The 26,059-nt window shown below is 66.3% G+C and carries 25 protein-coding genes; 8 read left to right on the top strand and 17 right to left on the bottom strand.

Features of this window, described 5'->3' with window-relative positions:
• The 4 genes from ACODRZ_RS05465 to ACODRZ_RS05480 form a co-directional block, all read right to left on the bottom strand.
• Window positions 1–639, bottom strand: coding sequence for a CpaD family pilus assembly protein (locus tag ACODRZ_RS05465; protein WP_488969843.1), 639 nt, complete (start codon window positions 637–639; stop codon window positions 1–3).
• A gap of 18 nt (window positions 640–657) precedes the next feature.
• Window positions 658–2,199, bottom strand: a complete 1,542-nt coding sequence (locus tag ACODRZ_RS05470) for a type II and III secretion system protein family protein (protein WP_488969842.1) — start codon at window positions 2,197–2,199, stop codon at window positions 658–660.
• A 47-nt stretch (window positions 2,200–2,246) separates the two neighbouring features.
• A complete protein-coding gene (gene cpaB, locus ACODRZ_RS05475; protein WP_488969841.1) occupies window positions 2,247–3,257 on the bottom strand; it encodes a Flp pilus assembly protein CpaB in 1,011 nt (336 codons plus the stop codon).
• 102 nt (window positions 3,258–3,359) lie between these two features.
• Entirely contained in the window at window positions 3,360–4,082 is a 723-nt protein-coding gene (locus tag ACODRZ_RS05480; RefSeq protein WP_488969840.1) for an A24 family peptidase, read from the bottom strand.
• Between the two features lie 97 nt (window positions 4,083–4,179).
• Here ACODRZ_RS05480 and ACODRZ_RS05485 point away from each other — a divergent pair, with 97 nt between their 5' ends.
• From ACODRZ_RS05485 to ACODRZ_RS05495, 3 genes are all read left to right on the top strand, one after another.
• On the top strand, window positions 4,180–5,163 hold the full coding sequence (locus ACODRZ_RS05485) for an alpha/beta hydrolase (RefSeq protein WP_488969839.1): 984 nt from the start codon (window positions 4,180–4,182) through the stop codon (window positions 5,161–5,163).
• Between the two features lie 111 nt (window positions 5,164–5,274).
• The gene (locus ACODRZ_RS05490; RefSeq protein WP_488969838.1) at window positions 5,275–6,360 is read left to right on the top strand and encodes an NAD(P)/FAD-dependent oxidoreductase; all 1,086 of its coding nucleotides are present in this window, start codon (window positions 5,275–5,277) and stop codon (window positions 6,358–6,360) included.
• Window positions 6,361–6,441: 81 nt separating this feature from the next.
• Window positions 6,442–6,624 (top strand): YegP family protein, encoded by a 183-nt coding sequence (locus tag ACODRZ_RS05495; protein ID WP_232494084.1) that lies wholly within the window; start codon window positions 6,442–6,444, stop codon window positions 6,622–6,624.
• Between the two features lie 3 nt (window positions 6,625–6,627).
• On the opposite strand, the gene ACODRZ_RS05500 is transcribed toward ACODRZ_RS05495, so the two are convergent.
• From ACODRZ_RS05500 to ispH, 4 genes are all read right to left on the bottom strand, one after another.
• A complete protein-coding gene (locus ACODRZ_RS05500) occupies window positions 6,628–7,746 on the bottom strand; it encodes an FUSC family protein (RefSeq protein WP_488969837.1) in 1,119 nt (372 codons plus the stop codon).
• 131 nt (window positions 7,747–7,877) lie between these two features.
• Complete coding sequence (gene rnhA, locus ACODRZ_RS05505; RefSeq protein WP_488969836.1) at window positions 7,878–8,312, bottom strand: ribonuclease HI; 435 nt, start codon at window positions 8,310–8,312, stop codon at window positions 7,878–7,880.
• The gene (thrB, locus tag ACODRZ_RS05510; protein ID WP_488969835.1) at window positions 8,309–9,298 is read right to left on the bottom strand and encodes a homoserine kinase; all 990 of its coding nucleotides are present in this window, start codon (window positions 9,296–9,298) and stop codon (window positions 8,309–8,311) included. Before thrB ends, rnhA begins: the two co-directional genes overlap by 4 nt.
• A complete protein-coding gene (gene ispH / locus ACODRZ_RS05515; protein ID WP_488969834.1) occupies window positions 9,298–10,272 on the bottom strand; it encodes a 4-hydroxy-3-methylbut-2-enyl diphosphate reductase in 975 nt (324 codons plus the stop codon). The genes thrB and ispH overlap by 1 nt, the downstream gene beginning before the upstream one ends.
• 68 nt (window positions 10,273–10,340) lie before the next feature.
• Between ispH and ACODRZ_RS05520 the strand changes: the two genes are divergently transcribed.
• A complete protein-coding gene (locus ACODRZ_RS05520; protein WP_488969833.1) occupies window positions 10,341–11,000 on the top strand; it encodes a hypothetical protein in 660 nt (219 codons plus the stop codon).
• A gap of 64 nt (window positions 11,001–11,064) precedes the next feature.
• On the opposite strand, the gene ACODRZ_RS05525 is transcribed toward ACODRZ_RS05520, so the two are convergent.
• From ACODRZ_RS05525 to ACODRZ_RS05550, 6 genes are all read right to left on the bottom strand, one after another.
• Window positions 11,065–11,817, bottom strand: coding sequence for a lysophospholipid acyltransferase family protein (locus ACODRZ_RS05525; protein ID WP_488969832.1), 753 nt, complete (start codon window positions 11,815–11,817; stop codon window positions 11,065–11,067).
• Between the two features lie 20 nt (window positions 11,818–11,837).
• Window positions 11,838–12,281, bottom strand: a complete 444-nt coding sequence (locus tag ACODRZ_RS05530) for a Fur family transcriptional regulator (protein WP_488969831.1) — start codon at window positions 12,279–12,281, stop codon at window positions 11,838–11,840.
• A 188-nt stretch (window positions 12,282–12,469) separates the two neighbouring features.
• Window positions 12,470–12,916, bottom strand: coding sequence for a Ros/MucR family transcriptional regulator (locus ACODRZ_RS05535; RefSeq protein WP_103098264.1), 447 nt, complete (start codon window positions 12,914–12,916; stop codon window positions 12,470–12,472).
• 168 nt (window positions 12,917–13,084) lie between these two features.
• On the bottom strand, window positions 13,085–13,543 hold the full coding sequence (locus ACODRZ_RS05540) for a GNAT family N-acetyltransferase (RefSeq protein WP_488969830.1): 459 nt from the start codon (window positions 13,541–13,543) through the stop codon (window positions 13,085–13,087).
• Window positions 13,540–14,169, bottom strand: coding sequence for a tRNA (adenosine(37)-N6)-threonylcarbamoyltransferase complex dimerization subunit type 1 TsaB (gene tsaB / locus ACODRZ_RS05545; protein ID WP_488969829.1), 630 nt, complete (start codon window positions 14,167–14,169; stop codon window positions 13,540–13,542). The genes ACODRZ_RS05540 and tsaB overlap by 4 nt, the downstream gene beginning before the upstream one ends.
• A gap of 34 nt (window positions 14,170–14,203) precedes the next feature.
• A complete protein-coding gene (locus tag ACODRZ_RS05550) occupies window positions 14,204–14,779 on the bottom strand; it encodes a NifU family protein (RefSeq protein WP_488969828.1) in 576 nt (191 codons plus the stop codon).
• Window positions 14,780–14,908: 129 nt separating this feature from the next.
• Between ACODRZ_RS05550 and ACODRZ_RS05555 the strand changes: the two genes are divergently transcribed.
• From ACODRZ_RS05555 to ACODRZ_RS05565, 3 genes are all read left to right on the top strand, one after another.
• A complete protein-coding gene (locus ACODRZ_RS05555) occupies window positions 14,909–17,896 on the top strand; it encodes a M16 family metallopeptidase (RefSeq protein ID WP_488969827.1) in 2,988 nt (995 codons plus the stop codon).
• 285 nt (window positions 17,897–18,181) lie between these two features.
• Window positions 18,182–19,555: a class II 3-deoxy-7-phosphoheptulonate synthase gene (locus ACODRZ_RS05560; RefSeq protein WP_488969826.1), complete on the top strand. Its 1,374-nt coding sequence runs from the start codon at window positions 18,182–18,184 to the stop codon at window positions 19,553–19,555.
• A gap of 233 nt (window positions 19,556–19,788) precedes the next feature.
• Window positions 19,789–21,669, top strand: a complete 1,881-nt coding sequence (locus ACODRZ_RS05565; protein ID WP_488969825.1) for a CocE/NonD family hydrolase — start codon at window positions 19,789–19,791, stop codon at window positions 21,667–21,669.
• Window positions 21,670–21,811: 142 nt separating this feature from the next.
• On the opposite strand, the gene ACODRZ_RS05570 is transcribed toward ACODRZ_RS05565, so the two are convergent.
• Window positions 21,812–23,563 carry a chloride channel protein gene (locus ACODRZ_RS05570; RefSeq protein ID WP_488969824.1) on the bottom strand — a complete coding sequence of 584 codons (1,752 nt, stop codon included), beginning with the start codon at window positions 23,561–23,563 and terminating at the stop codon, window positions 21,812–21,814.
• Window positions 23,564–23,696: 133 nt separating this feature from the next.
• The gene (locus tag ACODRZ_RS05575; RefSeq protein WP_488969823.1) at window positions 23,697–24,491 is read right to left on the bottom strand and encodes an SDR family oxidoreductase; all 795 of its coding nucleotides are present in this window, start codon (window positions 24,489–24,491) and stop codon (window positions 23,697–23,699) included.
• Window positions 24,492–24,682: 191 nt separating this feature from the next.
• Here ACODRZ_RS05575 and ACODRZ_RS05580 point away from each other — a divergent pair, with 191 nt between their 5' ends.
• Window positions 24,683–25,501, top strand: a complete 819-nt coding sequence (locus tag ACODRZ_RS05580) for a transporter (RefSeq protein WP_488969822.1) — start codon at window positions 24,683–24,685, stop codon at window positions 25,499–25,501.
• A 9-nt stretch (window positions 25,502–25,510) separates the two neighbouring features.
• Here ACODRZ_RS05580 and ACODRZ_RS05585 read toward each other — a convergent pair whose 3' ends face one another.
• Window positions 25,511–25,954 carry an Rrf2 family transcriptional regulator gene (locus tag ACODRZ_RS05585; RefSeq protein ID WP_488969821.1) on the bottom strand — a complete coding sequence of 148 codons (444 nt, stop codon included), beginning with the start codon at window positions 25,952–25,954 and terminating at the stop codon, window positions 25,511–25,513.
• Between the last annotated feature and the right edge of the window lie 105 nt (window positions 25,955–26,059).

The raw sequence follows: 26,059 nt of genomic DNA on the forward strand, positions 1-26,059 counted from the left end.
TCAGTTTTCCTTGCTGCCGGTCTGTGAGACCGAGTTGCCCTTGCCGGTCGTCCCGGCGGCGCGATAGGCGCCGATCGCCTTGTTCGACGTCATCGTCGCGGTCGATCCGGTGTCGGTCTGGCCGTGGATCAGGTCTTCCGGATTGGCGACCATGGCGGCGAGGTTGGAATTGACCGCGCAGCCGTAGTTGGTCGAGGTGGCGTTGCCCGGATTGAAGTCGCTCTTGGCCGACCAGTCGGGACAACCCGGGACATAGGCCCTGGCGCGGTTGATGGTGATGCGCGCGGTGCCCTCGGGCACGGTGCCGGTCCGGGCGGATGCCTCGTCGAGGACGACGCCGTAGCGATCGGCCACAGTCGCGATGGCGCTGCGGGTCGCGGCGCTCATGTTCGGGTCGTCGACCGTGACGCGATCGCCGTACTTGAGGCCCATGGCGTCGAACCAGCCGGCAAGACGGCCCTGTTCGCCATAGGCGAGGCCCGAACTGCCGCTGGTGACGTCGATGCTGTAGGCCGAAGTCTCGACCACCGGCTGGTGGACCGAATAGACGGAACTGTTGGTGGGCACGCCGCCGCAGGCCGCCAGCGAGAGGCCGAGGCTCAGGACGATGGCGGTACGGGCGAGAGTAGCTTTGCGCATGGTGGTCACCTTTCTCGCTTAGAAGCTGAAGCCGGGCTTGGCGGAGTCGTCGGAAGCGGTACGCCGGGCCTTCTTGTCCTTGGACCGGACGGGATCTGCGGCGCCGACGCCCTGACCGATGTTGGGGCCGGTTGCGCCGGAAGGCGCCTTGGTTGCTTCGGGCCGCCTTTCGCCGCTCGCGCTGTCGCTCTCCATGTTGCCGAGGATGCGCTGCAGTTCGTTGGGCGAATGGAAGCCGTCGGTCGGCAGGGCGATCTGCGAGGCCGAATTCATCGGGTTCACCAGATAAGGGGTGACGATGATCACCAGTTCGGTCTCGCCGCGCTTGTAGCTGGTCGAGCGGAACAGCGAGCCGAGGATCGGCAGATCGCCTGCGCCGGGCATCTTCTGGATGGTGTTGGTCGCGCTGTTGCTCAGCAGGCCCGCGATCATGAAGCTCTGGCCGGAACCGAGTTCGATGGTCGTCTCGGTACGGCGCACGGTGAGCGCCGGGATTTCGTAGCCATTAAGGGTAACGGCGCCCTCGCTCGAAAGCTCGGAAACCTCGGGGCGCACCCGCATCGAGATGCGGCCGTTGGCCAGCACGGTGGGCGTGTAGCTGAGGCTGACCCCGTACTTCTTGTATTCGATCGACGTCGATCCGAGGCCCTGGCTAAGCGGGATCGGGAACTCGCCGCCCGCAAGGAAGTCGGCCGTCTCGCCCGAGAGCGCGGTGAGGTTGGGCTGCGCCAGCGTGCTGACGAGGCCGATCGTCTCGCCCGCGTCGAGCGCGCCGAGCAGGTCGATGCCGAGCAGCTTGCCGCCCAGGCCCAGCGTGGTGCCGGTGGCGTTGGGGGTTATGGACGAGGCGCCGGTGCTTGCGTCGTCGCCAACGATGATCGGGCCGCCGTGCGTGTACTGCGGGAACTTGCCCGAGCCCTGGCCGATCACGAACTTGGCTCCGGTAGAGGCGTCCGAGCTGGTTATGTTGACGCTCATTGATTTCACCAGCGAGCGGCTGACCTCGGCGATGCGAACCTGCAGGTTGACCTGCAGCGGCGTCGCGATGCGCAGGCGGCTGATGACGTTGGAGTCCTTGCCCGCGTAAGCCAGGACGAGGCGTTCAGCCTCCGCGGCGTCTTCGGGGTTCTTCACCGTGCCGGTCAGCAGGAAGGTGTTCGAGCCCATCGTCGAGACTCCGATCTTCGCGTCCGGCATGGCGAGGCGCAGCATCGAATCGACACTGTCGAGGTTCGATCCAACGCGCACCGTGCCCGACCAGACGACCGCGCCCGCCGCATTGCTGGCGTAGACCGTGGTAGTGCCGCCTGCCTTGCCGAACACGTAGAACTGCTTCGCCGACTTGACCTGCACGTCAGCGACCGCGTCGTTGGCGACGAAGACGTCGGCCATCGAACCCGGAACGTTGACGAGCTGGCCACTGCCGATCGACAGGCTGACGTCCTGTGCCGGGTGGACGACCGAGGCGGTCTGGGCCTCGGCGGGCGCGACGCTCACGGCGGCCAGAGAGGGCACGGCAGTGGCGGCGATCAGTGCGGACTTGAGAAGACGCTGCTTCATCGAGATGCCCTCAAAGGGTGACGGACGGTGCGTGGACGCGGTCATCGTTACTTGCCCACCGGCTCTACGGTGGTTTCCTTGCCGCGGGTCACGCGGACCACGGGGCCGACATGGACCGGGGCTGCGGCCATCTGCGGCGCGGCGCCGACGGCGGGAGCGGCCGGGGCAGGGGCGCTGCCGCCCTGTGCCGGGCGCGACGAGCGCTGGAAGCGGGAGACATCGGCACCGGTGACGTAAGTGGTGGCGCCGTCCATCGGGCGGTTCATGGCCTGGCTCATGAACTTCTCTTCCTGCTCGCGGGTCGCGCCTTCGGGCAGCTTGACGTCGCCGCTGGCGAGGATGCGGTCGAATTCGCCCTGGTTGTCGGAGATCGAACGCAGCGACAGGCTGAGCGTGCCGATGGTCTGCGCGACGGCGACCTTCTCGGCGATGCGCGGGGTCACTTCGAGGGTGACGGTGCGAAAGCCCTGCACGACGGTCTTGCCGTCCTCCACCGTGCTGGCGGTGGCCTGGTCGGTGGCAAGAACGCGCAGGTTGCGCAGGATCGTCTCGGCGGTGCGCAGCGAATCGCCTTCGCCCTTCACGTCCTGCGTGAGAACGAGGTCGATGCGGTCGCCCGGGAACACGAAGCCGCCGACGCCGGTGTCGGCCGAGACCGAGATGGTGACGGCGCGCATGCCCGGCCCGAGCGCTGCGGCAAGGAACCCGCGATCGCCCGGCGCGACGAGCGCGCCTTGTGTCAGCGGCTGGCCGGCGGTGATCGGAAAGCGCACGACGGTGCCGAGCAGCTTGGTCATGTCGGCCTTGCCGTCGACGTAGTAGGCGTCCTGGACGAGGTTGTCCGGCCAGCTCTGGAACGACACCGAATCGGCGGTGATGATCGTGCCCACCGGCAGCGCGCGCTGGGCGACCAGCACTTTGGGTCCGTTCTGCTCGGCAGCGGGGACGGCCCCGGCCTGCGGTGCGGCGCCGCCTGCGAACATCGTCCTCGCAGCAAACGCGGTAAAGGCTGCGACGAGCAGCGCAACCGCGAGCAGCACCACTTTCTTCCTGTCCATGGCCTGGAAAGCCCCTTAGCAAAATCCCCGAACTGTTCGGACTTATGAGGTAAATTGGTTAAGAACGGGTTCACCCCGTTACTTGCGTAAACCGCGTTAGTTTCAGCCCCCGATTCCGGCCGACATTCCCGCCGAATGCGCGCTCACGAGCGTCTGCGAGCCCATCACCCACAGCGATGCGGCGGCGATGGCGATGCCGTAGGGCACCTCGATTCGCGACTTTTGGCGGCGCATGATGTGGCGCATCCCGAAGAGGAACAGGCCCAGCACCACCAGCACGGCGAGCGGGATCGCCCAGAGGCTCGGCAACGCGGCGGCGACAGCTTCCAGCGTCGCGGGCGCGACTACCGGACGATGCGTCGCGATGGCGAAGACGATGGAGCCCGCGCACCACACCCACGCGAAGACGACGAGCCCGGCGAGAGTGTCGCGCACCATCTCGCTGCGCCCCGGCGTCATGTTGAAGGCGGCCATGGCGAGCGAGGCTCCGCCGCCCAGCACCGCCATGAGCACGACCAGTTGCATGAAGGCCGCAGGCGAGAACCAAAGCGCCAGCGCGGTCAGCAGCTTGACGTCGCCGCCGCCCATCTGGCCGATGGCAAAGAGCACGCAGGCCACCGCGAAAGTCGCCGCCGCCAGCCCGATCTGAACGCCGATGTCGAAAGGACCGAGCCCCATCGCCAGCCACCACAGCGGCGCGGCGAGCGCGATGCCCAGGTTCAGCCAGTTGTCGATGTGCCGCGCGCGCAAGTCGGTGAACGCTGCGACGAGCAGCGCCGTTGCCAATGCGGCCAGCAGTGCGTAGGAAAATACAGCGCCCGTCATGCTTTTCACCCTATCGGATCGAGAGCGCTCTACCTCGGCAACCGCTACCAAATAGTAACCACGACATATCGATCACGAACCGGGGCTTCCCATCATAGTGACCTCTGCCGTCGAAAGTTTCGCCCAGTCCCCCGCACGCCGGGCAATTCCTGCCGAGGCGCGCGAATCGCGCTGGGCTCTGCCTGACGGTCACCAGTTGCGCCGGATAGATTGGCAGGGCGGCAGACGCGGCTCGATCCTGTTCATGCCCGGACGCGGCGACGCTTACGAGAAATGGCTGGAAACCCTCGATGGCTGGCATCGCGAGGGCTGGCACGTCACGTCGGCGGACTGGCGCGGGCAGGCGGGTTCGGGGCGTCTCGGCCGCGATGCGGCGACCGGGCACGTCCCGGACTTCGCGCTCTGGGTAAAGGATTACGCCGCGCTCTATGCCGACTGGGCCGCCTCGACGCCGGGGCCGCACATTGCCGTCGCGCATTCTATGGGCGGGCAGATCGTGCTGCGCGTGGTGGCGGAAGGCGCCGTGCGGCCCGATGCGCTGGTGCTCTCGGCGCCTATGCTGGGCATTCACCCGACGTGGATCCCCGCGAGCGTGCTGCACCGGGTCGCGCGCGGCATCGTCCGGCTCGGCGATCCGCGTCGTCCGGCGTGGAAGGGCGGCGAGAAGCCCGGCGCCCAGCCGAAGGCCCGCAGCCTGCTGCTCACCCACGACGAGAGCCGCTACGACGACGAGGACTGGTGGCGCCGCAAGCGTCCGGTCATCGGCATGGGCGCGGCAAGCTGGGGCTGGATCGAGCGCGCGCTCGCCTCGATCCGCTCGCTGGAGCAGCCCGGCGTGCTGGAGGCGGTCGAGATCCCGGTCTTGCTGCTGGGCACCAGCATCGACGGCCTCGTATCCTGGCATGCGATCCGCCGCGCGGCAGAACGCCTGCCGCATGGCGAACTCGTCGCCTTCGGGACCGAGTGCCGCCACGAGATCCTGCGCGAAGTCGATCCGGTACGCACCCGCGCGCTCAATGCCATCAGGGATTTTCTCGATCGCCGTGCGTCGCCGCAGGGGGCTTCGACAAGCTCAGCCTGAGCGGAGGTAGTGCAAATCTCTCAAATCCGCTCAGGCTGAGCTTGTCGAAGCCCCATCCGCACCAAACTGCGCTTCCACATCGCAGCGCACTTGCTCTAGGGGCTGACCGCGATGGAAGCAGCGTTCGATATCGTCGTCGTCGGGGCCGGCATGGCCGGGGCATCTCTGGCCGCGGCCATCGGCACGCGCGCAAGGGTGCTCATGCTGGAAGCCGAGGAGCGGCCGGGCTATCACGCCACTGGCCGCTCCGCCGCCTTCTGGACCGAGAGTTACGGCGGTCCCGGGGTTCAGCCGCTGACCACCGCGTCCGGGCCGACCTTGCGCGAACTCGGCGTCCTGACCCCGCGCGGCGCACTGACGCTCGGCCGGGCAGGGCAGGAACGGGAAGTCGAACTTTTCGCCGAGCGCTACCGTGCTGCAGGGGTGGAAATGCACCTGCTAAGCCGCGCGGAGATCGGCGTCCGCGTGCCCGGCCTGTGCCCCGAATGGACCTGCGGCGCACTGGAGCCGAGCACGTGCGACATCGATGTGGCCTCGCTTCATCAGCACTACCTTGCTGCGGCTCGCCGCGCAGGCGTTGAGTTGTGGTGCCGCGCCGGACTGACGGCGGCGCGGCGCAACGCCGATGGCTGGGCGCTGACGCTCGCGGACGGGCGGCAGGTGCAGACGGGCGTGCTGGTGAACGCGGCCGGAGCCTGGGCGGATACCGTGGCACGGCTTGCGGGCATCGCCCCGCTCGGCATCGCGCCCTATCGCCGCACGATCGCGCAAGTCGCCGTCGCCGCCGAGGTGCCCGACGACCTGCCGCTGGTGCTCGACGTGGCGGAGACGTTCTATTTCAAGCCGGAGAGCGGCCGCCTCTGGCTCAGCCCGCATGACGAGACACCGAGTGCGCCGTGCGACGCCGCGCCCGAGGAGATCGACGTGGCCCTTGCGGTCGACCGCTTCGAGCACGTCGTGGACTGGGCGGTCGAGCGGGTGGAGCATCGCTGGGCGGGCCTGCGCTCCTTCGCGCCGGACCGTTTGCCGGTCTACGGCTTCGCGCCCGGGGATACGGCGTTCTTCTGGTTCGCCGGGCAGGGCGGCTTCGGCATCCAGACCGCTCCGGCCGCCGCCGATCTCGGCGCGCGGCTGCTCATGGGCGAGGCGCCGGGCGAGGTCGATCCGGTTCCGTTCGCGCCGGACCGCTTGGGCTGAGTTCGGCCTTCGCGGCGCTTGCGTCCATGCACGCAAATTGCTCATCTGCGGATGGGGAAGGATTCCCGAGGAGAGTCGCAAATGGCCCACCGTTTCGAAATCCGGAAGAACAAGGCCGGAGAGTTCGTCGCCTACTTCTGCTATAACTCCGAGACTATGTTCTGGACCGAAGGCTATTCCAGCAAGGCCAGCGCGAAGAGCGCGATCGAATCGCTCAAGAAGAACGGCCCCGCCGCCGAAGTGGTCGATACGACCACTGACTGAGCATCATTCCGCGTTCGGGGCGTCCGGGGAGCCTTGCGGCACCTTGCGCCCCGGCGCGACGAAGTGCCAGGCGAGCAGGACCGGTTCCAGCACTGCCATGCCGACGAAAACGCTCAGCAGGCGCTGGGCGGCCGGGCTGGCGGCGGCGTCGGAGTAGCTGTCGGGTACCAGCACGACCAGCACCGCCAGCGTGAACTGCAGGCCAAGATAAGTGACCTTGGGCAGGCCGTTCTCGATATGACGGCCGATGACGATGCCAAGGCAGGTGCCGGCGATGAGCACCGGTGCGCTTCCTTGCGCCAGAAGCAGCACGACCAGCGCAAGTCCGCCGCCCGCGATACAGCCAAGCGCGCGTTGGAACAGCCGCCGGGATACGGGGACGAAGCCGCTCGCGCCGATCCCGGCGACCGGCACGATCATCACCGCCATGATCGTCACTGCCGCCTGGGGTAGCTCGGGCAGGTCGAACAGCGCGTGGAGCAGCGGCAGCATCGCGATGGCGAGCCCCGCCTGCGATGCATGACGCGCCGCGTGAGGGTGCCAGCGCATCCGGTCCGGCGGGGCTTTCCTGTCCATCCACCAGCGCTTGCCCGTCAATGCTCCCGCAGTGAGGCTCACCAGCGTACAGGCGACGGTGCCCGCCACGACTTCCAGCAGGCGCGTCTGGGCGAAATGAATGGTGTCGAGGTCGGGCCGCTCGATCTTGTCGAACAGGATCATCTCGAAGGTCAGGCCGAACAGCAGCCAGGCGTAGGCGCGCCGAGCGGTCAGCATTCCGTAGAGGCCGATGGCACCAACAAGCTCTGCCGCGATCATCGCCAGGGGCAGGGAATGGGCCGCATAAGGCACCACTACTAGCGCGAGGCCCGAGCCCAGCGCGGTGCCGACAATGCGCATCACGCCGCGCACGAGTGTCTCGGCGACGTCGCTCTTGAGCAGCACGAAGGCGCTGAAAGCGGCCCATGAGACCATCTCGGCGCCGATGGCATGGGCGATGACGATCGCCAGCAGCACCGAGGCGACGCAGGCCCACTCGTCCGCCATGCGCGGCCCTGGAGTGACGAGGGCGCGGATTTCGGTCTTGAGGATGGGAGGGAGGGTTGTCGGCAGAGTCAGCTTCATTTTACTCGTCATCCCCGCGAAGGCGGGGACCCATCTGATGACTGCGCGACACGAGAAAACGGGAGATGGGGTGCCACCTCCGCGGGGATGGCGGCAAAGATCGAGGCAGGCAAGGCTTCACCCCACCGTGATCACGCCGCCGCCTTTGCCGCGTCGCTCGCCAGCTTGTCGACGCGCTCGTTCTCGACGTGACCGGCATGGCCGCGCACCCATTGCCATTCGACCTTGTGGCGCGCTGCGGCCTCGATAAGGTCGTGCCACAGGTCGGCATTGCGCACCGGCTGCTTGCTGGCGTTGATCCAGCCCTTCTTCTTCCAGCCGTGGACCCACTTGGTGATCCCGTCGATGACGTACTTGCTGTCAGTGAACAGGGTGACGTCGCACGGCTCGATCAGGGCATTGAGACCCTTGATCGCGGCGGTCATTTCCATGCGGTTGTTGGTGGTGTCCTTCTCTCCGCCGGACAATTCCTTTTCATGCTGCCCCATGCGCAGCAGCACGCCCCAGCCGCCGGGGCCGGGATTGCCCTTGCAGGCACCATCGGTGAAGATTTCTACCTGCTTCACGCGAAGACTCCCGAATTGGCGGGACTGGCATAGAATTCGAGGCGCCGTGCGAAGGCCATGGGGTCCTTGGGCGTCACCAGCGCGTCGGCGGGAGTGTTGAGCCAGTCGTAGGCGCGCGTTGCAAGGAAGCGCATTGCCGCCCCGCGGGCCAGCAGCGGCAGCGCGGCACGTTCCGCCTCGTCCAGCGGTCGCACCGCGAGGTAGCCCTCGAGGAGGGCATCGGAAAGCGCCGGGTCGAACCGGGCGCCGTCGGAACTGAAGCACCATGCAGCGTGTGTCACGGCAACGTCGTAAGCGAACAGGTCGGTGCAGGCGAAGTAGAAGTCGATGAGTCCTGTAACCTTGTCGCCGAGCATCAGCACATTATCGGGAAACAGGTCGGCGTGGATCACGCCGCGCGGCAAGTCCGCGGGCCATTGCTCGGCCAGCAGCGCAAGTTCGCGCTCGACGATGCGTCCGAGTTCCGGGTGGATCGATTCGAGCCCCTCTCGCCCGCAGTCCTTCAGCAGTTGCTGCCAGGCGGGCAGCGCCAGCGAGTTCTCGCGCGAGGCCGGGAAGTCGGCCGCCGCCAGATGGATCTGCGCCAGTGCGCCGCCTACGGAGCGGGCCTGTCCGGGCGTGGGTTCGGAAACCGAGACGCCGGGCAGGAACTCGATCAGCGCCAGCGCCTTGTCGCCGTCGGGCGTGCGGTGGAGGCGATGGCTTGCGCCCTCGCGATCGTGCATCGTTCGGGCGACGGGCGCACCATGTCCGGCCAGATGGTCCAGCAGGTCGAGGAAGAACGGAAGGTCCGCGATCTCGGTGCGGCTCTCGAACATGGTGAGGATGAAGCGGCGGCATTCGCCGTTCGTGTCCTGCGTCTCGATCAGCCAGTTGCTGTTGGATACGCCTTCGGCGATGCCCTTGGCCGAAACCAGCGAGCCGACCTCGAACGCGGCGATGATCCCGGCCATTTCCTCGGCGCCGAGCCGTGTGTAGACAGCCATCAGCGCACCAACTGGCGGGGCAGCTTGAAGGTCATGTGCTCCTGCGCGGTCACGACTTCCTCGGTCGCGACCTCGCGCAGGGTCTTGATGCGGGCGATGACCTCGTTGACCAGTTCCTCGGGTGCCGATGCGCCTGCCGTCAGGCCCACCGTAGCGATGCCCTGCAGCCATTCGGGATCGATGTCGGCGGCGCGCTGGATCATCCGGCCGGGAACGCCGCAACGCTCGGCCACTTCGACCAGCCGCAGCGAATTGGAGCTCTTGGGCGAGCCGATGACCAGCACCAGTTCGCACTGCGGCGCGATCTGCTTGACCGCAGCCTGCCGGTTGGAAGTGGCGTAGCAGATGTCCTCTGCCTTGGGCGCGACGACTTGCGGGAAGCGCTCCTCGATCGCCTTGATGATGGCGTGGGTGTCGTCGACCGAAAGGGTCGTCTGCGACAGGTAGGACAGTTCTGTTTCGGGCGCGAAGGCAAGGGCGGCGACGTCCTCGACCGTTTCCACCAGTGTCATGTTGCCTTCGGGAACCTGTCCGAAAGTGCCGATCACTTCCGGGTGCCCGGCATGGCCGATGAACAGGATGTGGCGACCCGCCTCGATCTGGCGCTCGGCCTGGCGGTGGACCTTGCTGACCAGCGGGCAGGTGGCGTCGAGCCATTCGAGGCCGCGCTCGGTGGCGGCGGCGGGGACCGACTTTGGCACGCCGTGGGCGCTGAAGATCACCGGCACGCCGTCCGGCACTTCGTCCAGTTCCTCGACGAAGATCGCGCCCTTGGCCTTCAGGCTGTCGACGACGAACTTGTTATGGACGATCTCGTGGCGCACGTAGACAGGCGCGCCGTAAAGCTCGATCGCGCGCTCGACGATCTCGATGGCGCGGTCTACCCCGGCGCAGAAGCCGCGCGGGGCGGCGATCAGGAGGCGGATCGGGCTGTCGGCGGCACTCGCCGTCGTGGACTGAAAGGGCGCGTTCATGTTCGTCCCCCTAGCGCTTTGCCGCGCGCCTCGCTAGGGCAAGCGCACGCCATTCGAGGAAGTTCACGATGAATGCACGCCGCCTGACCGCTACTGTCCTGTGCTCCGCCGCCGCGATGACCGCGCTGAGCGGGTGCAAGACCAAGGGCGAGATCGTGGTTGATCAGGGCGTCGGCATCACCGCCGTGCGTTCGAAGTGCCCGGCGGTCGGCATTCCCGACTACACCGGCGACATCACGACCTTCCGTGGCCCGGCCAAGACCGCCGATGCCATCGACGTCACCGCCTCGATGACGCAGGTGCGCGCGCAGTGCGACGAAGCCGTGGGCGAGAAGGTGACCTCGACGGTGACGTTCCAGGTGCTTGGCCGCCGCAGTGACACTGCCGGTGCGCGTCAGGTGACGCTGCCGTTCTTCGTGAGCGTGCTGCAGGGCGGCACTTCGGTGATCTCCAAGCGCGTGGGCAATGTGACGCTCAGCTTCGCGGACGGTCAGGCCCGTGCGCAGGCGAACGTCAGCACCAACGCCTTCATCGACCGCGCCGCCGCGACGCTGCCCGACGAGATCCGCGACCGCATCACCCGCAAGCGCAAGGCGGGTGATACCGATGCCGCCGTCGATCCGCTGTCCGATCCCGAGGTCAAGGCTGCGGTTGCGCGCGCTTCGTTTGAGGTGCTGGTCGGCTTCCAGCTCGACGAGGGGCAACTGGCCTACAACGCCACGCGCTGAGGCTGACGGCGGGGCAGGATCCCGTCGCCGTCGCGGGAATAGCGACGATATAATCGAAGCTGGGCTAGAGCCCCGTCCGCGCCGCTTCGATAGCGGTGCGAGCGGCGGCGGCCATGCGCTTGCGGTCGGCGCGATCCTCTGCTGACAGCGGGGGCAGGAAGTAGACTGTCAGGTCCACCGGCCGCCAGCGCGCCAGAATGGCGAGGGCATTGTCGAGCCCGGGCTCCTCCCCCACCCAGGCCACGGCGCGGGTTTCCGGGCCGTAGTCGAGCCAGACCGGCTGGACGGGAATGTCCGAATCGCCCTCGATCGCGGACAGTAGCGAGGACTTGAACGCCAGCGTGCCGGTGCCGTCGGAAGTCGTACCCTCGGGAAAGATGGTCAGCGCGCCGGTATCGCTTAGTGCGGCGCGCACCTGCTCGATCTGGGCGGAGACGCTGCGGCGCTCGTGGCGGGCGACGAAGACGGTGTCGTTCAGTTCGCAGAGCCAGCGCAGCGGGCCGATCTGCGCGAGGCCGTCATGCGCGACGAAGGCGCTGCCGGTCCGCCCGGCAATGGCGAGGATGTCCAGCCAGCTGACGTGATTGGCAAGGAAGAAGGTGCGCCGGGCGGGACGGGCGCCGCGAACCTGTATGCGCAGGCCGGCGATGGCGCCGATGCCGCGCAGGAAGCAGCGCGGGACCGGATTGCGCGCGGTGAACGGCGCAAAAACGTAGTAGAGCGCAACGCTCACGACCAGCAATGCCAGCATGGCCGCGAGACGCAACGCGATCAGCGGCCACCCCCAGGCCGCGATGCGGCGTCCGGCGAGGGGCATGGCCGTTGTCATGGTGTCGATCAGCGGCGCGGCGCGGGCTCGCCGTCTTCGCGGTCGAGGCGAACGCCGTAGAGTTCCATGCGGTGATCGACGAGGCGATAGCCGAGGCGTTCCGCGATCTGGCGCTGGAGCGACTCCAGCTCGGGGTCGACGAATTCGATGACCTGTCCGCTCTCGACGTCGATCATGTGGTCGTGATGTGCCTCGGGTGCGGCTTCGTAGCGGGCGCGGCCGTCGCCGAAATCGTGGCGGTCGAGGATACCCGCTTCTTCGAACAGCCGCACGGTGCGGTACACGGTGGCGATCGAGATGCCGGGGTCGATCGCGGTCGCACGTTCGTGCAGCCTTTCGACGTCGGGGTGGTCGGTGCTTTCCGAAAGGACCTTGGCGATCACGCGACGCTGTTCGGTGATACGCAGGCCGCGTTCGGCGCAGAGGGCTTCGATGTCGATGGGTTGGTTCACGGTGGACCTGTAAATCAAGAAGAAGGCGCACCGCCTAGATAAGGCGATGCGCCTGCAATCACAACCGAGTTGGACAGTCGCACATCAGGCCATGGTAATCGATCGCACCCTTTGTCCCCGGAAAATCGAATCTCCGTAACGCGAGTGCAGATGCGTCGAACGTCTGGCCTCAGGCGGCTGTCCGAAAATCAGGCTGCAGCCGTCTTGGGCTTGCGGCCGCGACGGGCGTTCGACTTGCGGCCGAGGCCGATCTTCTTCGCGAGTTCGCGGCGCTTTTCGGCGTAGTTGGGGGCGACCATCGGATAGTCGGCGGGCAGGTTCCAGCGCGCGCGATATTCTTCCGGGGTCATGTTGTAGTGCGTCATGAGGTGGCGCTTGAGCATCTTCAGCTTCTTGCCGTCCTCAAGGCAGACGATGTAGTCGGGCTTGACCGAGGCGCGCACCGAAACGGCGGGCTCAGGCTTTTCTTCCTCGACCACAGGCGCACCGCCGAGGCCGGCGAGGGCGCCGTAGACGTTGGTGATGAGGGTGGGCAGATCTTCGACCGAGACGCTGTTGTTGCTGACATGCGCGGCGACGATATCCGACGCGAGCGTGATCAGCGTCTCGTTCATGTCGGTCTGGATGGTTTCCATTTCTTGTACGTCCTTTGGGTGCGACCAAATTATGCGGGCAGCAAACCTTTGTAGATCTGCATTCGCGACGCAATGGACGATTTTAGCGACGAGTGCAAGTTTGATTCAAAGTTGCAGGTAACTTGCATTAATCGAATTGCGAATGAAAAGGGTCAATCCGGACCTATTTCAACCGATGTCGCAGGCAAATGTAACCGCGTCGAGCCGCTGACCGCTTGGCGTGCGATAGTATTCGCGTCTTTCGCCAATCGGGTAAAAGCCGAAATTTCTGTAAAGTGTTTCGGCGGAATTACCTCTTCTCATTTCGAGAAGCAATCTACGGGCGCCGCGACTGGTGGCGCCGATCCGAAGGTTTTCAAGGAGCTTGCGGCCAAGTCCCTGTCCTCGATCTTCCGGGTTTACGGCAAGAAGAAGAAGTTCTTCTTCTTCAAAGCCGGTGCGAGACAAGAAAAAACCGGATGCCGATTCGGTCTCGGCCGGTGTGTGACCTCGTGCACACAAGAGATGATAATGGCAGTTGCCGAACTTCAGCGCGTCTTCGACTTGGCGGCGGTTCCATGCTTCGCCGTAGACCGGGTCGAACGACGCGGTCATGACCGACATGATCCGGTCGATATCGTCGATCATGCTACCCCTGCAGGCAACTTGGCATCGGGGCCGCGTCCGTATAGCGGATGAGTCTCCACCGACAATGCTGCGGCAGGGAGGAGCGCGAAAGCGCGCGCATCGGGCAGCAGCGGCAGTGCGCGACCGTAATCGCGACGGGCGACCAGCGCTTCGCCCTGGCTTCCGACGACCAGTTCATCCGTCACGAGTTCGGCGGCGGCGTCGGGGCGCAGCGAGACGAGGTCGTGGATGCTGGTGCCATCGGCGGCAAAGCTTTCGACGAACCACTCGCCATGGCCGCCGGTCGTGACGACGGTAAGTGCCTGTGCGCCCTCGCTGTCGCGCGCCATCGCGGCGATCAGTGCCAGCGTGGGATAGCCGACTGTCGTAGCGCCCCATGCCAGCGCGAGCGCGCGGGCGGCCGCCAGGCCGACACGCACGCCGGTAAAGCTGCCGGGACCGAGGGCGACGGCAATACGATCGGCGCGTCCCTTGCCCGGAAGGGACGCGATCATCGGCACGAGCGCCTCGGCGTGGCCGCGCCCGAGCATGCGAAATTCACCCGCGACCAATGTATCGCCGGAAAACAGCGCGACCGAGCAGGCGTCGGTTGCGCTGTCGATCACCAGGGTGGAAGCGGTGGTCACGCGAATATTCCGCACCGCGCCGTCATCGCGCCGGTCAGGCCGCGCGGACTTCGCTGACTTCGGGGACGTAGTGCTTGAGCAGGCTTTCGATGCCGTGCTTGAGCGTCGCGCTCGACGAGGGGCAGCCTGAACAGGCGCCCTGCATCGAAAGGTAGACTACGCCTTCGCGAAAACCGCGATAGATGATGTCGCCGCCGTCGTTGGCGACGGCCGGACGCACGCGGCTTTCGATCAGGTCCTTGATCTGCGCGACGATGTCGGCATCGGCGGGATCGTCGCCATAATCATCGTCCTCGGCCGGGACCGAGAAGCCGCTGGCGTCGCCGCCGGTGAACAGCGGCGCTTCCGAAACGAAATGGTCGAGCAGGATCGCGACCACTTGCGGGCGCAGCGACGGCCACTCGACGCCGGGCGCGGCAGTAACCGCGATGAAGCTGCCGCCGAAGAACACGCTGACCACGTCGCCAAGGTCGAACAGCGCCTGCGCCAGCGGCGAGCTTTCCGCATCCTCGGGCGACAGGAATTCGCGCGTTCCCGAAGTCATGACCTGCCGACCGGGCAGGAACTTGAGCGTCGAGGGGTTGGGCGTGGTTTCGGTTTCGATGAACATGATGATTGCGATTTAGGTGAAGTGTCCGGAGGGTCAAGTGTGCAAGCGGCATGGATGCGGTGAAATGGGCGCCGAAATGACGGCGCTATTCACTGGCCCTTAAGGAGAGCCCTCCCTATACCTTGCGCAATGACGACCCCCACGCGCGCCGCCCGCTCGCTTTTCTGCGTGCTCCTTCTTGCTCAGGCACCGATCCCGCCGCTGCTCGCGCAGGACATCAAGCCCGTCGTGCCCTTGCAGGTGCAGAAGTCCGAGGGGCCGGGGACGCCGCCCGCGCCATTGCCGCCCGCCGGCGCGCCTGTTGTCGCCCCGACCGTGGGTCAGGCGGATCCTTGGCTCTACCGTGGCAGCGACATTCCGCACGATCCCGAATGGCACTTCGGCGAATTGTCGAACGGCGTGAAGTATGCCGTGCGCAAGAACGGCGTGCCGCCGGGCCAGGTCTCGATCCGTATCCGCGTCGATGCCGGTTCGCTTTATGAAACCGACAGCGAGCGCGGCTATGCCCACCTGCTCGAACACATGCTGTTCCGCCAGTCGAAGTACATTCCCGAGGGCACCGCGATCGCCGCGTTCCAGCGTCTTGGGGCGACTTTCGGAAGCGACACCAATGCGGTGACTTCCACCACGCAGACGGTGTTCAAGCTGGATTTGCCCAACGCCACGCCGACCTCGCTCGACGAGACGTTCAAGCTGATGAGCGGCATGGTCACGGCACCGACGCTCTCGGCCTCGAACCTCAAGCAGGACCTGCCGATCGTGCTGTCGGAAATGCGCGAGCGGGGCGGCGCCTCCAAGCGCGTGCAGGACGCGATGCAGAAGGTGCTCTACGCCGGGCAGCCGCTCGCCAACCGCGAGCCGATCGGCACCGTCGAATCGCTGACCTCGGCGACCCCGGCGAGCGTGCGGGCATTCTATTCGCGCTGGTATCGGCCGGACAACGTAGCGGTGATCGTTGCGGGCGACGTCGATCCCGCCATGCTGGAAAGCTACGTCAAGAAGTGGTTCACCGACTGGAAGGTGCCCGGTCCCAAGGCCGTGGCCCCCAGCTTCGGCGATCCCGAGGCACCTGCCGGCGCCGATCCCAGGAACCCGGTCGGCGAAACAAAGGTGCTGGTCGAGCCCGACCTGCCGCCCTCGCTGATGTACGCGGTGCTGCGCCCGTGGCGGCAGGTGATCGACAACATTCCCTACAACCAGGGCCTGATGACCGACGCGCTGGCGCAGGCGATCATCAATCGCCGTCTCGAATCGAAGGCTCGGGCAGGGGGCAGCTTCCTTTCCGCCTCGGTTAACCAGGACGACGTCTCGCGTTCGGCCGACGCCACGTTCGTGTCGGTGACGCCGCTCGGCGACGACTGGCAGGCGTCTTTGCGCGATGTACGCGCGGTGATCGCCGACGCGCTCACCCGCGCGCCCAGCCAGGCAGAGATCGACCGCGAGGCGGCGGAGATGGAAGTCGCCTTTCAGGTCCCGGTCGAGCAGCAGCGCATCCTGCCGGGCAGCAAGATCGCCGACGACCTCGTCAACGCGCTCGACATCCGCGAGACGGTGGCCGCGCCGCAGGACGTGCTGGACATCTTCCGCAAGTCCAAGCCGCTGTTTACCCCGCAGGCGGTGCTGGAGCACACCCGCAAGCTGTTCACCGGGAATGTTACCCGGGCGCTGTTCACCGTGCAGAAGGACGGCGCAGCGACCGACAAGGCACTGCAACTCGCGCTGTCCGAGCCGGTCAAGGCCGACGCCAGCGTGCGCACCGCGCTCAAGCCGATCTCCTTCGACAAGCTCCCCGCGATCGGCGCGCCGAAGAAGGCGGTCAGCGACGTGCCGACTGGCCTGCTGGAAATCGAGGAACTGACTTTCGCCAACGGCGTCAAGGCGATGCTGTGGCCAGTGGTCGAGGAACCGGGCCGCGTCATGGTCAAGGCGCGCTTCGGCGGTGGCTACCGCTCGATCGATCCGAAGGATGCGGCCTACATCACGCTGGGCAATTATGCGCTGGTCGGTTCGGGCCTTGCGACGCTGGGTCAGGACGATCTCGACCGCATCTCCACCGGCCGCAAGATGGGTTTCGATTTCGAGGTGCAGGATGCCTCGTTCCAGCTCTCAGCAGAGACGCGCCCGTCTGATCTTGCCGACCAACTCTATCTCTTCGCGGCCAAGCTGGACCTGCCCAAGTGGGACGTCGCGCCCTTCACCCGCGCCAAGGCGGCGGCGAAGATCCAGTATGCGACGTTCTCCACCTCGCCGCAGGGCGTTCTGAACCGCGACCTGCAGTTCTACCAGCGCGGGCAGGACAAGCGCTTCGCCACCCCGACGCCAGACCAGATCGAGGCGACCACCGCAGACGGCTTCAAGCGCGTCTGGAGCAAGGCGCTGAAGGAAGGCCCGGTCGAGGTGCAGATCTTCGGCGACTTCGACAAGACCGCTGCCATTGCCGCGCTGGAGAAGACCTTCGGTGCGCTCAAGTCCCGCCAGCCGGTGCCCGTGACCGCGACGGCGGCGAAGATGGACGTGCCGCAGCCTTCGGACAAGCCGATCGAGCTGATCCATCATGGCGACCCCGATCAGGCGGCGGCGGTTGTTTCATGGCCGACCGGTGGCGGCTCGATGGGCATCCGCGAATCGCGCCAGCTGGAAATCCTCACGCAGCTGTTCACCAACCGCCTGATGAACGCGGTGCGTGAGAAGCTGGGCGTGTCCTATGCGCCTTACGTCTACTCGCAGTGGCCAGTGGACCTTGCCGCGGGCGGCTCGATCACGGCAGTGGCGCAGGTCGATCCCAAGTCGGTGCCGGTGTTCTTCCAGACCGCCGACGAGATCGCGCAAGACCTCATCGCCAACCCGCCCACGGCGGACGAACTGGCGCTCGTCACCGAACCGCTGCGCCAGCAGGTGACCCGCGCGGCATCGAGCACCTCGTTCTTCATGAGCCAGCTCGAAGGCGCGACGACCGATCCCACGCGCATCGGCACCGTGCGCTCGGTGCTGAGCGACTATACCGTCACTACTCCGCAGGCGATGCAGGCGCTGGCGGCGCGGTATCTCGGCCGCGACCATTCGTGGCGGCTTGAGGTTATGCCCGAGGGCAAGGAAGGCGGCGTTGCGGGGAAGTAAGTAGAAGCCCACCCCCAGCCCCTCCCGCAGGCGGGAGGGGAGCAGGAACGTATCGCCCTCCCGCCTGCGGGAGGGCCGCGAGACTTGGCGATTTATCGCCTAGTCGCAGCGGGGTGGGCCTCCCACACACCCATCACGCAACCGATCACCATGATCGCCAAACCCGGCTTTGCAAAAATTGCCGACAGGCGCTAAAGGCCGCCCCTTGCTTGCGCCGCCCGGGAGGACCTGCGGCGCTTGGAAAAGCCCGCGCAATCAGGTGACGGGCCAGAGGAGTACGATACAGTGGCTACCAACTGGACACCGGAGAGCTGGAAGACGCAAGAGGCGCGCCACCTCCCGGTTTATGGCGATCAGGCGAAACTCAGCGAGGTCGAGGCCACGCTTGCGAAGTTTCCGCCGCTCGTCTTTGCCGGTGAAGCCCGTGCTCTGAAGGCCGACCTTGCCGAAGTCGCCGCCGGTCGCGGTTTCCTGCTCCAGGGCGGTGACTGCGCCGAGAGCTTCGCCGAATTCAGCGCCGACAACATCCGCGACAGCTTCCGCGTGCTGCTGCAGATGGCGGTCGTGCTGACCTTCGCCAGCAAGCAGCCGGTGGTGAAGCTGGGCCGCATGGCCGGCCAGTTCGCCAAGCCGCGCTCGGCCCCGACCGAGATGGTCGGCGGCGTCGAGATGCCCAGCTACTTCGGCGACATCATCAACGGCATCGAAGGCAACGCCGAGGCGCGCCGCAACGATCCCGAGCGCATGCTGCGCGCCTATGGTCAGTCGTCCTCGACGCTGAACCTGCTGCGCGCCTTCGCGCACGGCGGCTATGCCAACTTGCGCCAGGTCCACCAGTGGACGCTCGACCACATCGGCCGCAGCCCCTGGGGCGAGAAGTTCGCGCAGATGGCCGATCGCATCGGCGAAGCGCTCGACTTCATGGCGGCTTGCGGTGTCGAACCCAGCTCGGTCCCGCAGCTTCAGGGCACCGACTTCTACACCAGCCACGAAGCGCTGCTGCTCCCTTACGAGCAGGCGCTGACCCGCCGCGATTCGCTGACGGGTGACTGGTACGACTGCTCGGCGCACATGCTGTGGATCGGCGACCGCACCCGCTTCGAGGGCTCGGCCCACGTCGAATACCTGCGCGGCGTCGGCAACCCGATCGGCATGAAGTGCGGACCCAGCCTTGAGCCGGACGCGCTGTTGCGCATGCTCGACACGCTGAACCCGGGCCGCGAGCCGGGCCGCATGACGCTCATCAGCCGCTACGGCCACGACAAGGTCGAAGCCGGCCTGCCCAAGCTGGTGCGCGCGGTAAAGCGCGAAGGTCATCCGGTGGTGTGGTCGTGCGACCCGATGCACGGCAACGTCATCAAGTCCGACAGCGGCTTCAAGACCCGCCCGTTCGACCGCATCCTCGCCGAAGTGCGCGGCTTCTTCGCGGTCCACCGCGCGGAAGGCACGCATGCAGGCGGTATCCATATCGAGATGACCGGGCAGGACGTGACCGAGTGCACCGGCGGCGCCATCGCCATCACCGACGAGGCGCTGAAGGACCGTTACCACACGCACTGCGATCCGCGTCTGAATGGTGCGCAGTCGATCGAACTGGCGTTCGAGATGGCGGATCTGCTGAACCTTGAGGCTACTCAGGGGCAGAAGCAGGCGGCTTAAGGGGGATTAATGCAGGGGTTTACCACCCCTGCACCCCGTGAAATGGCTTCGGTGCGCGCGCAGCCACCGCAGTTCTAAATCGCGCCGCAGGTTTTTGATGTCTCCTGGCTCACCGTCCGGGATGACGATGCGGCGCGCGTGATCTCTACGAAATACGGGGTGCAGGGGTGGTAAACTCCTGCATTCTTCTTCCGTTCTTGACCCCATGAAATGCACGGTCCACCCATAGGATCATGACAAAGCATTTCCGCTACACGGCCGCCGTCGCGGCCCTCGCTCTTGCCTCGTCGCTTTCCGCGCAGGCACCCACCGACACCATGATGAACGAGCAGGTGAAGTCCTACGACTGGGTTCGCCCGCAGGCGGACTATGTGCGCAAGACGGTGATGATCCCCATGCGTGACGGGACAAAGCTGTTCACCGTCATCATCTACCGCAAGGGCACGCAGGACGGCCCGATCCTGCTCAGCCGTACGCCGTACAATGCGGACAAGATGAGCAGCCGCAACCGCAGCCAGAAGATCGAGGAAATCCTGCCCGTCGCCGATGCAGAGTTCGTCAATGACGGCTACATCCGCGTCTATCAGGACGTGCGCGGTCTGGACGGGTCCGAGGGCGACTACGTCATGAACCGCCCGTTGCGTGGGCCGCTCAACAAGACCAAGGTGGACCACGCCACCGACGCCTACGACACGATCGACTGGCTGGTGAAGAACGTGAAGGAGAGCAATGGCAAGGTCGGCATCACCGGCTCGTCGTATCTCGGCTTCACCTCGCTGATGGCGCTGATCGATCCGCACCCGGCGCTCAAGGCGGCGGTGCCGCAGAGCCCGATGGTCGACGGCTGGATGGGCGACGACTGGTTCCACAACGGCGCCTTCCGCATGTTCGGCTTCGATTACGATCTGGGCCAGACGGTGAAGAAGGGCGGCGGCGACGTTCCTCGCGGTGGTGGTGACGACTACACCGCCTATCTCGAAGGCGGTTCGGCGATGGACTACGCCAAGGCCTATGGCCTGCTCGACCTGCCGGTGGTGCGCAAGGTGCTGGAGCACCCGAGCTATGATGCATGGTGGCAGGGTCAGGCGGTCGACAAGCTGCTCGGCGCGCGCAAGCTGACGGTGCCGACCATGCTGGTGGTCGGCCAGTGGGATCAGGAAGACAGCTACGGCGCCCCGGCGGTCTATCAGGCGCTGAAGGCGGGCGGCAACGACAACGTCAGCCTCGTCATCGGTCCGTGGCGGCATTCTCAGGTGAACTACGAGGCGCGCGAACTCGGCCCGCTCAAGTGGGAGGGCGACACCGGCCTGCAGTTCCGCACACGCTACATGAAGCCGTTCTTCGACTGCCACCTCAAGACGAACGCGCCTGCCTGCGATACGCCGCCGGTGCTGACGTACGCCACGGGCGAGAACAAGTGGGAGGTGTCGCAGGCATGGCCGGCGGGTGCCTATACGCCGCTCTACCTCGGCGCGAATTCCTCGCTGTCGTGGACCAAGGGCGCGCCCGGGACCGACAGCTACGTCTCCGATCCCGCCAAGCCCGTGCCGATGCTGCCGCGCCCGGTCCACATGAAGGGCGATGAGTGGAAGACCTGGCTGGTGCAGGACCAGCGCTTCGCTGATGGCCGCACCGACGTGCTCAGCTACCAGACCGGCGTGCTCGACAAGCCCGTCCACATCAAGGGCGCACCCAAGGTGGACTTGCGGGCGGCGACGTCCGGGCAGGACAGCGACTATGTGGTCAAGCTGATCGACGTCTACCCGCAGGAGAACACCGCCGATCCGAAGATGGCGGGCTATCAGCTGGGTATCGGCATCGAGATCTTCCGCGGCCGCTACGTCGGCGGTTTCGACAAGCCGCAGGCGCTGGAGCCGGGCAAGGTCTACGACTTCAAGTGGGCGCTGCCCAACGTCGATCACGTGTTCCTGCCGGGCCACAAGATCATGGTGCAGGTGCAGTCGAGTCTGTTCCCGCTCTACGATCGCAATCCGCAGAGCTGGGTGCCCTCGATCATGGACGCCAAGCCCACGGACTACGTGAAGGCGACCGAGACGGTGCACTTCGGCGGCGAGCAGGCGAGTGCGGTGTGGCTGCCGGTGGCGCAGGATTGATCTGAAGGAAGGAAGTAAGGCCCACCCCCGACCCCTCCCGCAAGCGGGAGGGGAGAAGGAAGGATCAGCCCTCCCGCTCGCGGGAGCGCTGGGAGGCTTGGCCCGAAGGGCCTGGCCGGACGGGGTGAGCCTCTTCACACCCTCAATTCTCCCCGAACAGCTCCCGCTGCGAGGCTTCGATTTCCTCGAAGTAGCGTCGCCTCGCGTGCCGTTCGGTCACCACGCCGACGACGTTGCCGACGCCGTCCACCACCGCCAGTTCGTCCGCGACGGCGAGGTCGAAGGCTTTCAGCATGGCGCGGATGTCCGTCACCGGCGATAGGGTGTTCGCCTGCAGCGTCGCCAGCGTTCCCACTGCGACGTCGGGCGCAAGTTCGGGGTTGTAGGCCGAGGCGGTCGCCACGATCCCGGCGTAGTGCCCCTCGTCATCGAGCAGGATCGCCTTGCTCGTCGAACCCAGCGGCACTTGTGCGCGGAAGTCCGCGACCGAGAGGCTGGCCGCTGCGCTCTTCCAGTCCTTGCGCATGATGCGCCCGGCGGTCAGCGTCAGCATCCAGCCGATGTCCCGCGGGCTCCGGATGATCGAGCCGCGCACGTGCAGGCGCCAGGTGGAGAACGAATAGCCGAAGGTCTCGCGGGTCAGCGCGCTCGACACCAGCGAGGCGGTGAGCACCACGCCCATGAGCGAGAAGTCGTGCGTCGTCTCCAGCATCAGCATGGCGAGCGTCATCGGCCCGCCCACCACCGACACCGCGAGCGCCGACATGCCGACCAGCGCGGCGTCGTTGATGTCCAGCGCGATGCCAGCCATCGATGCCAGCGCGGCGAAGATCAGTCCCACCAGCGAACCGATGAACAGCGAGGCGAAGAACAGGCCGCCGCGAAACCCGAAGGCGATTGAGATGGCGGAAGCCAGCACCTTGAGCACCAGCACCGTGACGAGGAACTGCAGGGCGGGCTGCATCGCGATGTTGAGGTGCATCGCGCCGTGCCCGGCCGAAAGCGTCTGCGGCGTCACCATCGCCAGCGGCATCAGCAGCAGTCCGCCGATGACCGGTTTCCAGCGCGCGATACGGCCGCTTACGCCCTGCATCTTCTGCTCCGCGAACGTGACGAGGCGCATCATCGCGATGCCGACCAGCGCGCAGGCGAGGCCGAGCAGGGTGTAGATGAAATAGTGCCCCGTCGTCAGCGTGCGGTCGGCGGCGGTGGCGATGAGGTAGGGCTCCACCCCCAGCGCGCGGGTGACGAAGGCAGCGCCCAGCGCCGCTGCGACGACGGGCGCGATCGCGGCAGGCGTATATGTGCCGATGACGATTTCGAAGGCGTAGAACGCGCCCGCCAGCGGCGCGCCGAAGGCGGCGCCCACCGCCGCACCCGCGCCTGCGCCGACGAGCGTGCGCATGTCCGAGCGACGCAACTTGAACCACTGCCCCAAGACGGAAGCGACGCCACCGCCCATCTGCGCATAGGCCGCTTCCAGCCCGACCGAGGCGCCCGCGCCGTTGGAGAGGATCGTCTGGACCGAGATGACGAGGTTGTCAACGAAGGGAATGCGCCCGCTATGCAGTGCATTCGCCTCGACCACGTCGATGGGTGCGCGGCGGCGCTTGCGCAGCAGGTAGGCCATGCCGACGAGCACGAGGCCGCCCAATGGCAGCGCGAGCAGGCGCCACCAGTTGTGGATTTCCCCCAGCGCACTCAGGCGGTTGTCGCCGATGCCGTAGAGCACGCGCTGGATGGAGTGCGCGATGAACCCCTGCAGGTTCGTCAGCCACCCCGCCGCCAGCCCCGCGACGAGGGCCAGCACGATGAAGGCCATTTCGCTCGAGCGCAGCCGCTGGCGCTGCCGGATGGCCAGCCCCTTGAGTGCGTGAAGTCCCATGCGTCGCATCGGGCCGATTGGGCCGGGCGGGGAGGGGGAGTCAAGGGGAAGTAGGATGGGAAAAGACCCACCCCCGGCCCCTCCCGCAAGCGGGAGGGGAGAAACAGCGCCACGCCCTCCCGCCTGCGGGAGGGCCACAAAGCTACTTCGGCGGCATCCGGATAGCGCCGTCGAGACGGATGCACTGGCCATTGAAGTAGATGTTGCGCACCAGTTCGAGCACCAGCGAGCCGAACTCCTCAGGATTGCCGAGGCGGCGCGGGAAGGGCACTGCCTTGCCGAGATTCTCGTAGACCTCGGGCGCGTGCTCCTTGACGCGCAGCATGGGCGGTGTCGCGAAGGTGCCGGGCATGATCGCGTTGACGCGGATGCCCAGATCCATGAGGTCGCGCGCCATCGGCAGTACCATCGCGTTCACCGCGCCTTTGCCGCCGCCGTAGGCGACCTGCCCGATCTGCCCATCCTCTGCAGCGGCCGAGGAGGTGAGGATGATCGTGCCGCGTTCGCCGTCCTCGTTCAGGGTCTCAGCCGTTGCCATGCCCAGCGCCGCGATCGAGGCGACGCGGTAGGACGCGGTGAAGATGCCCTCGGCCGACTTGGCGATCTGCTCAGTCGGCGTGCGCTTGTAGGCGCCTGCCTTCTTGTCGAACGAGACGGTCTTGCCGCCGCCCGCGACGATCGCGCAGTGGACGACGATGCGCTCCTGTCCATGGGCTTCGCGCGCCTTGGTGAAACCGGCCTCGACGCTCTCCTCGCTGGTGATGTCGACGTTGCAGAACACGCCGCCGATCTCTGCCGCGAACGCTTGGCCAGCTTCCTCGCTGATGTCGAAGATGGCGACCTTGACGCCCGCATCGGCCAGCGCCTTCGCGCTCGCCCGGCCAAGGCCCGAGGCACCGCCGGTGACCACGGCGGCAAGGGTGTTGTCGATCTTCATGCTCGTCTCCCCGAATCGTATCGAGGGTCTGGCTAGCGCAGCCCGCTCCGCCGTGTCGCGGCACCGATGCTAACCTGGCGCAAGTATCGCTCGGGCGTCCTCCCGGCCTTTCGGCGGCTGGGCTTCCTTGCAAACGGGGAACTGAGTGCGACGAGCGGTATTCTGGCTGTTACCTTTCGAGGAGCCCGCCATTGCACAACCGCCTGACCGTCTCCCGACAGTTTGCTGTCCTTTGCCTCGTCGCAGCGTCGTCCGGATTGCCTTGCGCAGCATGGGCGGGCGAACGTGATTATTGCCCCGACCGTCCGGGCATTTCGACACCGGCTTGCACTCTGGCTCCGGGTGTATGGTCGGTCGAGACGGGTCTGGGCGACTGGACCTTCGATAAGGACGGCCGCGAGCGAGAGGATATCGTCCTTGTCGGCGATACCCGGGTGCGCCGGGGCATCTCCGACCATGCCGAATTGCATGTCGAATGGGCGGCCCTGGGACTGGGCCGCGTGCGGGACGGATCGGGCATCGAGCACGTCACCACCATCGGCGACGTTACGCTGGCCTTGCGGCGCAATCTCGCTAATCCGGATGGTTCGGGGCTTTCGGTGGCACTGATGTCATTCGTGACCCTGCCGGTCGGGCGCGAACCTGTAGGCGCCGGGGACTGGGGGGCGGGGCTGCAGGTACCGCTATCCTACGAGGTCTCCGATAAGGTGAGCCTCGTCACCACGACCGCCTTCGGGGCGGCGGTGGACGAGGATGGCCACGGCAGGCATTTCTCGTTCAATGAGGCGGTAGGCGCATCGCTGAAACTCGCGGCCGACCTTACCGCTACGGCGGAGTACCAGTTCACTGCGGACCGCGATCCTCAGCATCGCCATGACGAGCATCTTGCGGGACTATCGCTCGGCTGGCAGCCGGCGAACGACTTGCAGCTGGACGTCGGGGCCAATCGTGGGCTGGACCATGATGCTCCCGACATGGAAATCTATCTCGGGATTTCCCGGCGCTTCTGATCTTCGCGGTCAGAACGTTTCGTCGGCTGGTGCAAAACGCTCGAAGATGAGACGCAGGTCGTCACTGCGGATCAGCGCATCGGCCAGCGTGTACCGGTCCAGCACCTCGAGGAAGGCACGTGTTGCTTCGTTGAATACGCGCGGAAGGGTGCAGGCGGTGCGGACGATGCAGGTCGAGCAGTCCACCAGTTGAAAGCTCGTCTCGGTGCGCCGGACGATCTGGCCGATCGTGATCTCTTCCGCCGGGCGCCCCAGCCGCAGCCCGCCGCCGCGCCCGCGCACGGTTTCGAGGAAACCGGCCTGGCCCAGGTCCTGCACCACTTTCATCAGGTGGTTGCGCGAGATGTCATACGTCTGCGCGATTTCGGCGATGGAGGAGAGATCGCCTTCGTCCCGCGCACCGACATGCAGCAGTACGCGCACGGCATAGTCGGTGTAGCGGGTCAGTTGCACGCAGGCGTTCCGATGCTGGTCATGGGACACTCATGCCGTGCAAATGCAGTGGGATGCAACCCGTGCCGATACAATGTCTCATCGCGGGGCGATAAGACGGCAGGC

The sequence above is a fragment of the Novosphingobium sp. FG90 genome (assembly GCF_057808725.1).

What these genes read in the sequence shown, in the direction of transcription:
- ACODRZ_RS05465 (WP_488969843.1), bottom strand. Translation starts at nt 639, where the DNA reads ATGCGCAAAGCTACTCTCGCCCGTACCGCCATCGTCCTGAGCCTCGGC.
- ACODRZ_RS05470 (WP_488969842.1), bottom strand. Translation starts at nt 2,199, where the DNA reads ATGAAGCAGCGTCTTCTCAAGTCCGCACTGATCGCCGCCACTGCCGTG.
- cpaB (WP_488969841.1), bottom strand. Translation starts at nt 3,257, where the DNA reads ATGGACAGGAAGAAAGTGGTGCTGCTCGCGGTTGCGCTGCTCGTCGCA.
- ACODRZ_RS05480 (WP_488969840.1), bottom strand. Translation starts at nt 4,082, where the DNA reads ATGACGGGCGCTGTATTTTCCTACGCACTGCTGGCCGCATTGGCAACG.
- ACODRZ_RS05490 (WP_488969838.1), top strand. Translation starts at nt 5,275, where the DNA reads ATGGAAGCAGCGTTCGATATCGTCGTCGTCGGGGCCGGCATGGCCGGG.
- ACODRZ_RS05495 (WP_232494084.1), top strand. Translation starts at nt 6,442, where the DNA reads ATGGCCCACCGTTTCGAAATCCGGAAGAACAAGGCCGGAGAGTTCGTC.
- ACODRZ_RS05500 (WP_488969837.1), bottom strand. Translation starts at nt 7,746, where the DNA reads ATGAAGCTGACTCTGCCGACAACCCTCCCTCCCATCCTCAAGACCGAA.
- thrB (WP_488969835.1), bottom strand. Translation starts at nt 9,298, where the DNA reads ATGGCTGTCTACACACGGCTCGGCGCCGAGGAAATGGCCGGGATCATC.
- ispH (WP_488969834.1), bottom strand. Translation starts at nt 10,272, where the DNA reads ATGAACGCGCCCTTTCAGTCCACGACGGCGAGTGCCGCCGACAGCCCG.
- ACODRZ_RS05520 (WP_488969833.1), top strand. Translation starts at nt 10,341, where the DNA reads ATGAATGCACGCCGCCTGACCGCTACTGTCCTGTGCTCCGCCGCCGCG.
- ACODRZ_RS05525 (WP_488969832.1), bottom strand. Translation starts at nt 11,817, where the DNA reads ATGCCCCTCGCCGGACGCCGCATCGCGGCCTGGGGGTGGCCGCTGATC.
- ACODRZ_RS05535 (WP_103098264.1), bottom strand. Translation starts at nt 12,916, where the DNA reads ATGGAAACCATCCAGACCGACATGAACGAGACGCTGATCACGCTCGCG.
- ACODRZ_RS05540 (WP_488969830.1), bottom strand. Translation starts at nt 13,543, where the DNA reads ATGATCGACGATATCGACCGGATCATGTCGGTCATGACCGCGTCGTTC.
- ACODRZ_RS05550 (WP_488969828.1), bottom strand. Translation starts at nt 14,779, where the DNA reads ATGTTCATCGAAACCGAAACCACGCCCAACCCCTCGACGCTCAAGTTC.
- ACODRZ_RS05555 (WP_488969827.1), top strand. Translation starts at nt 14,909, where the DNA reads ATGACGACCCCCACGCGCGCCGCCCGCTCGCTTTTCTGCGTGCTCCTT.
- ACODRZ_RS05565 (WP_488969825.1), top strand. Translation starts at nt 19,789, where the DNA reads ATGACAAAGCATTTCCGCTACACGGCCGCCGTCGCGGCCCTCGCTCTT.
- ACODRZ_RS05570 (WP_488969824.1), bottom strand. Translation starts at nt 23,563, where the DNA reads ATGCGACGCATGGGACTTCACGCACTCAAGGGGCTGGCCATCCGGCAG.
- ACODRZ_RS05575 (WP_488969823.1), bottom strand. Translation starts at nt 24,491, where the DNA reads ATGAAGATCGACAACACCCTTGCCGCCGTGGTCACCGGCGGTGCCTCG.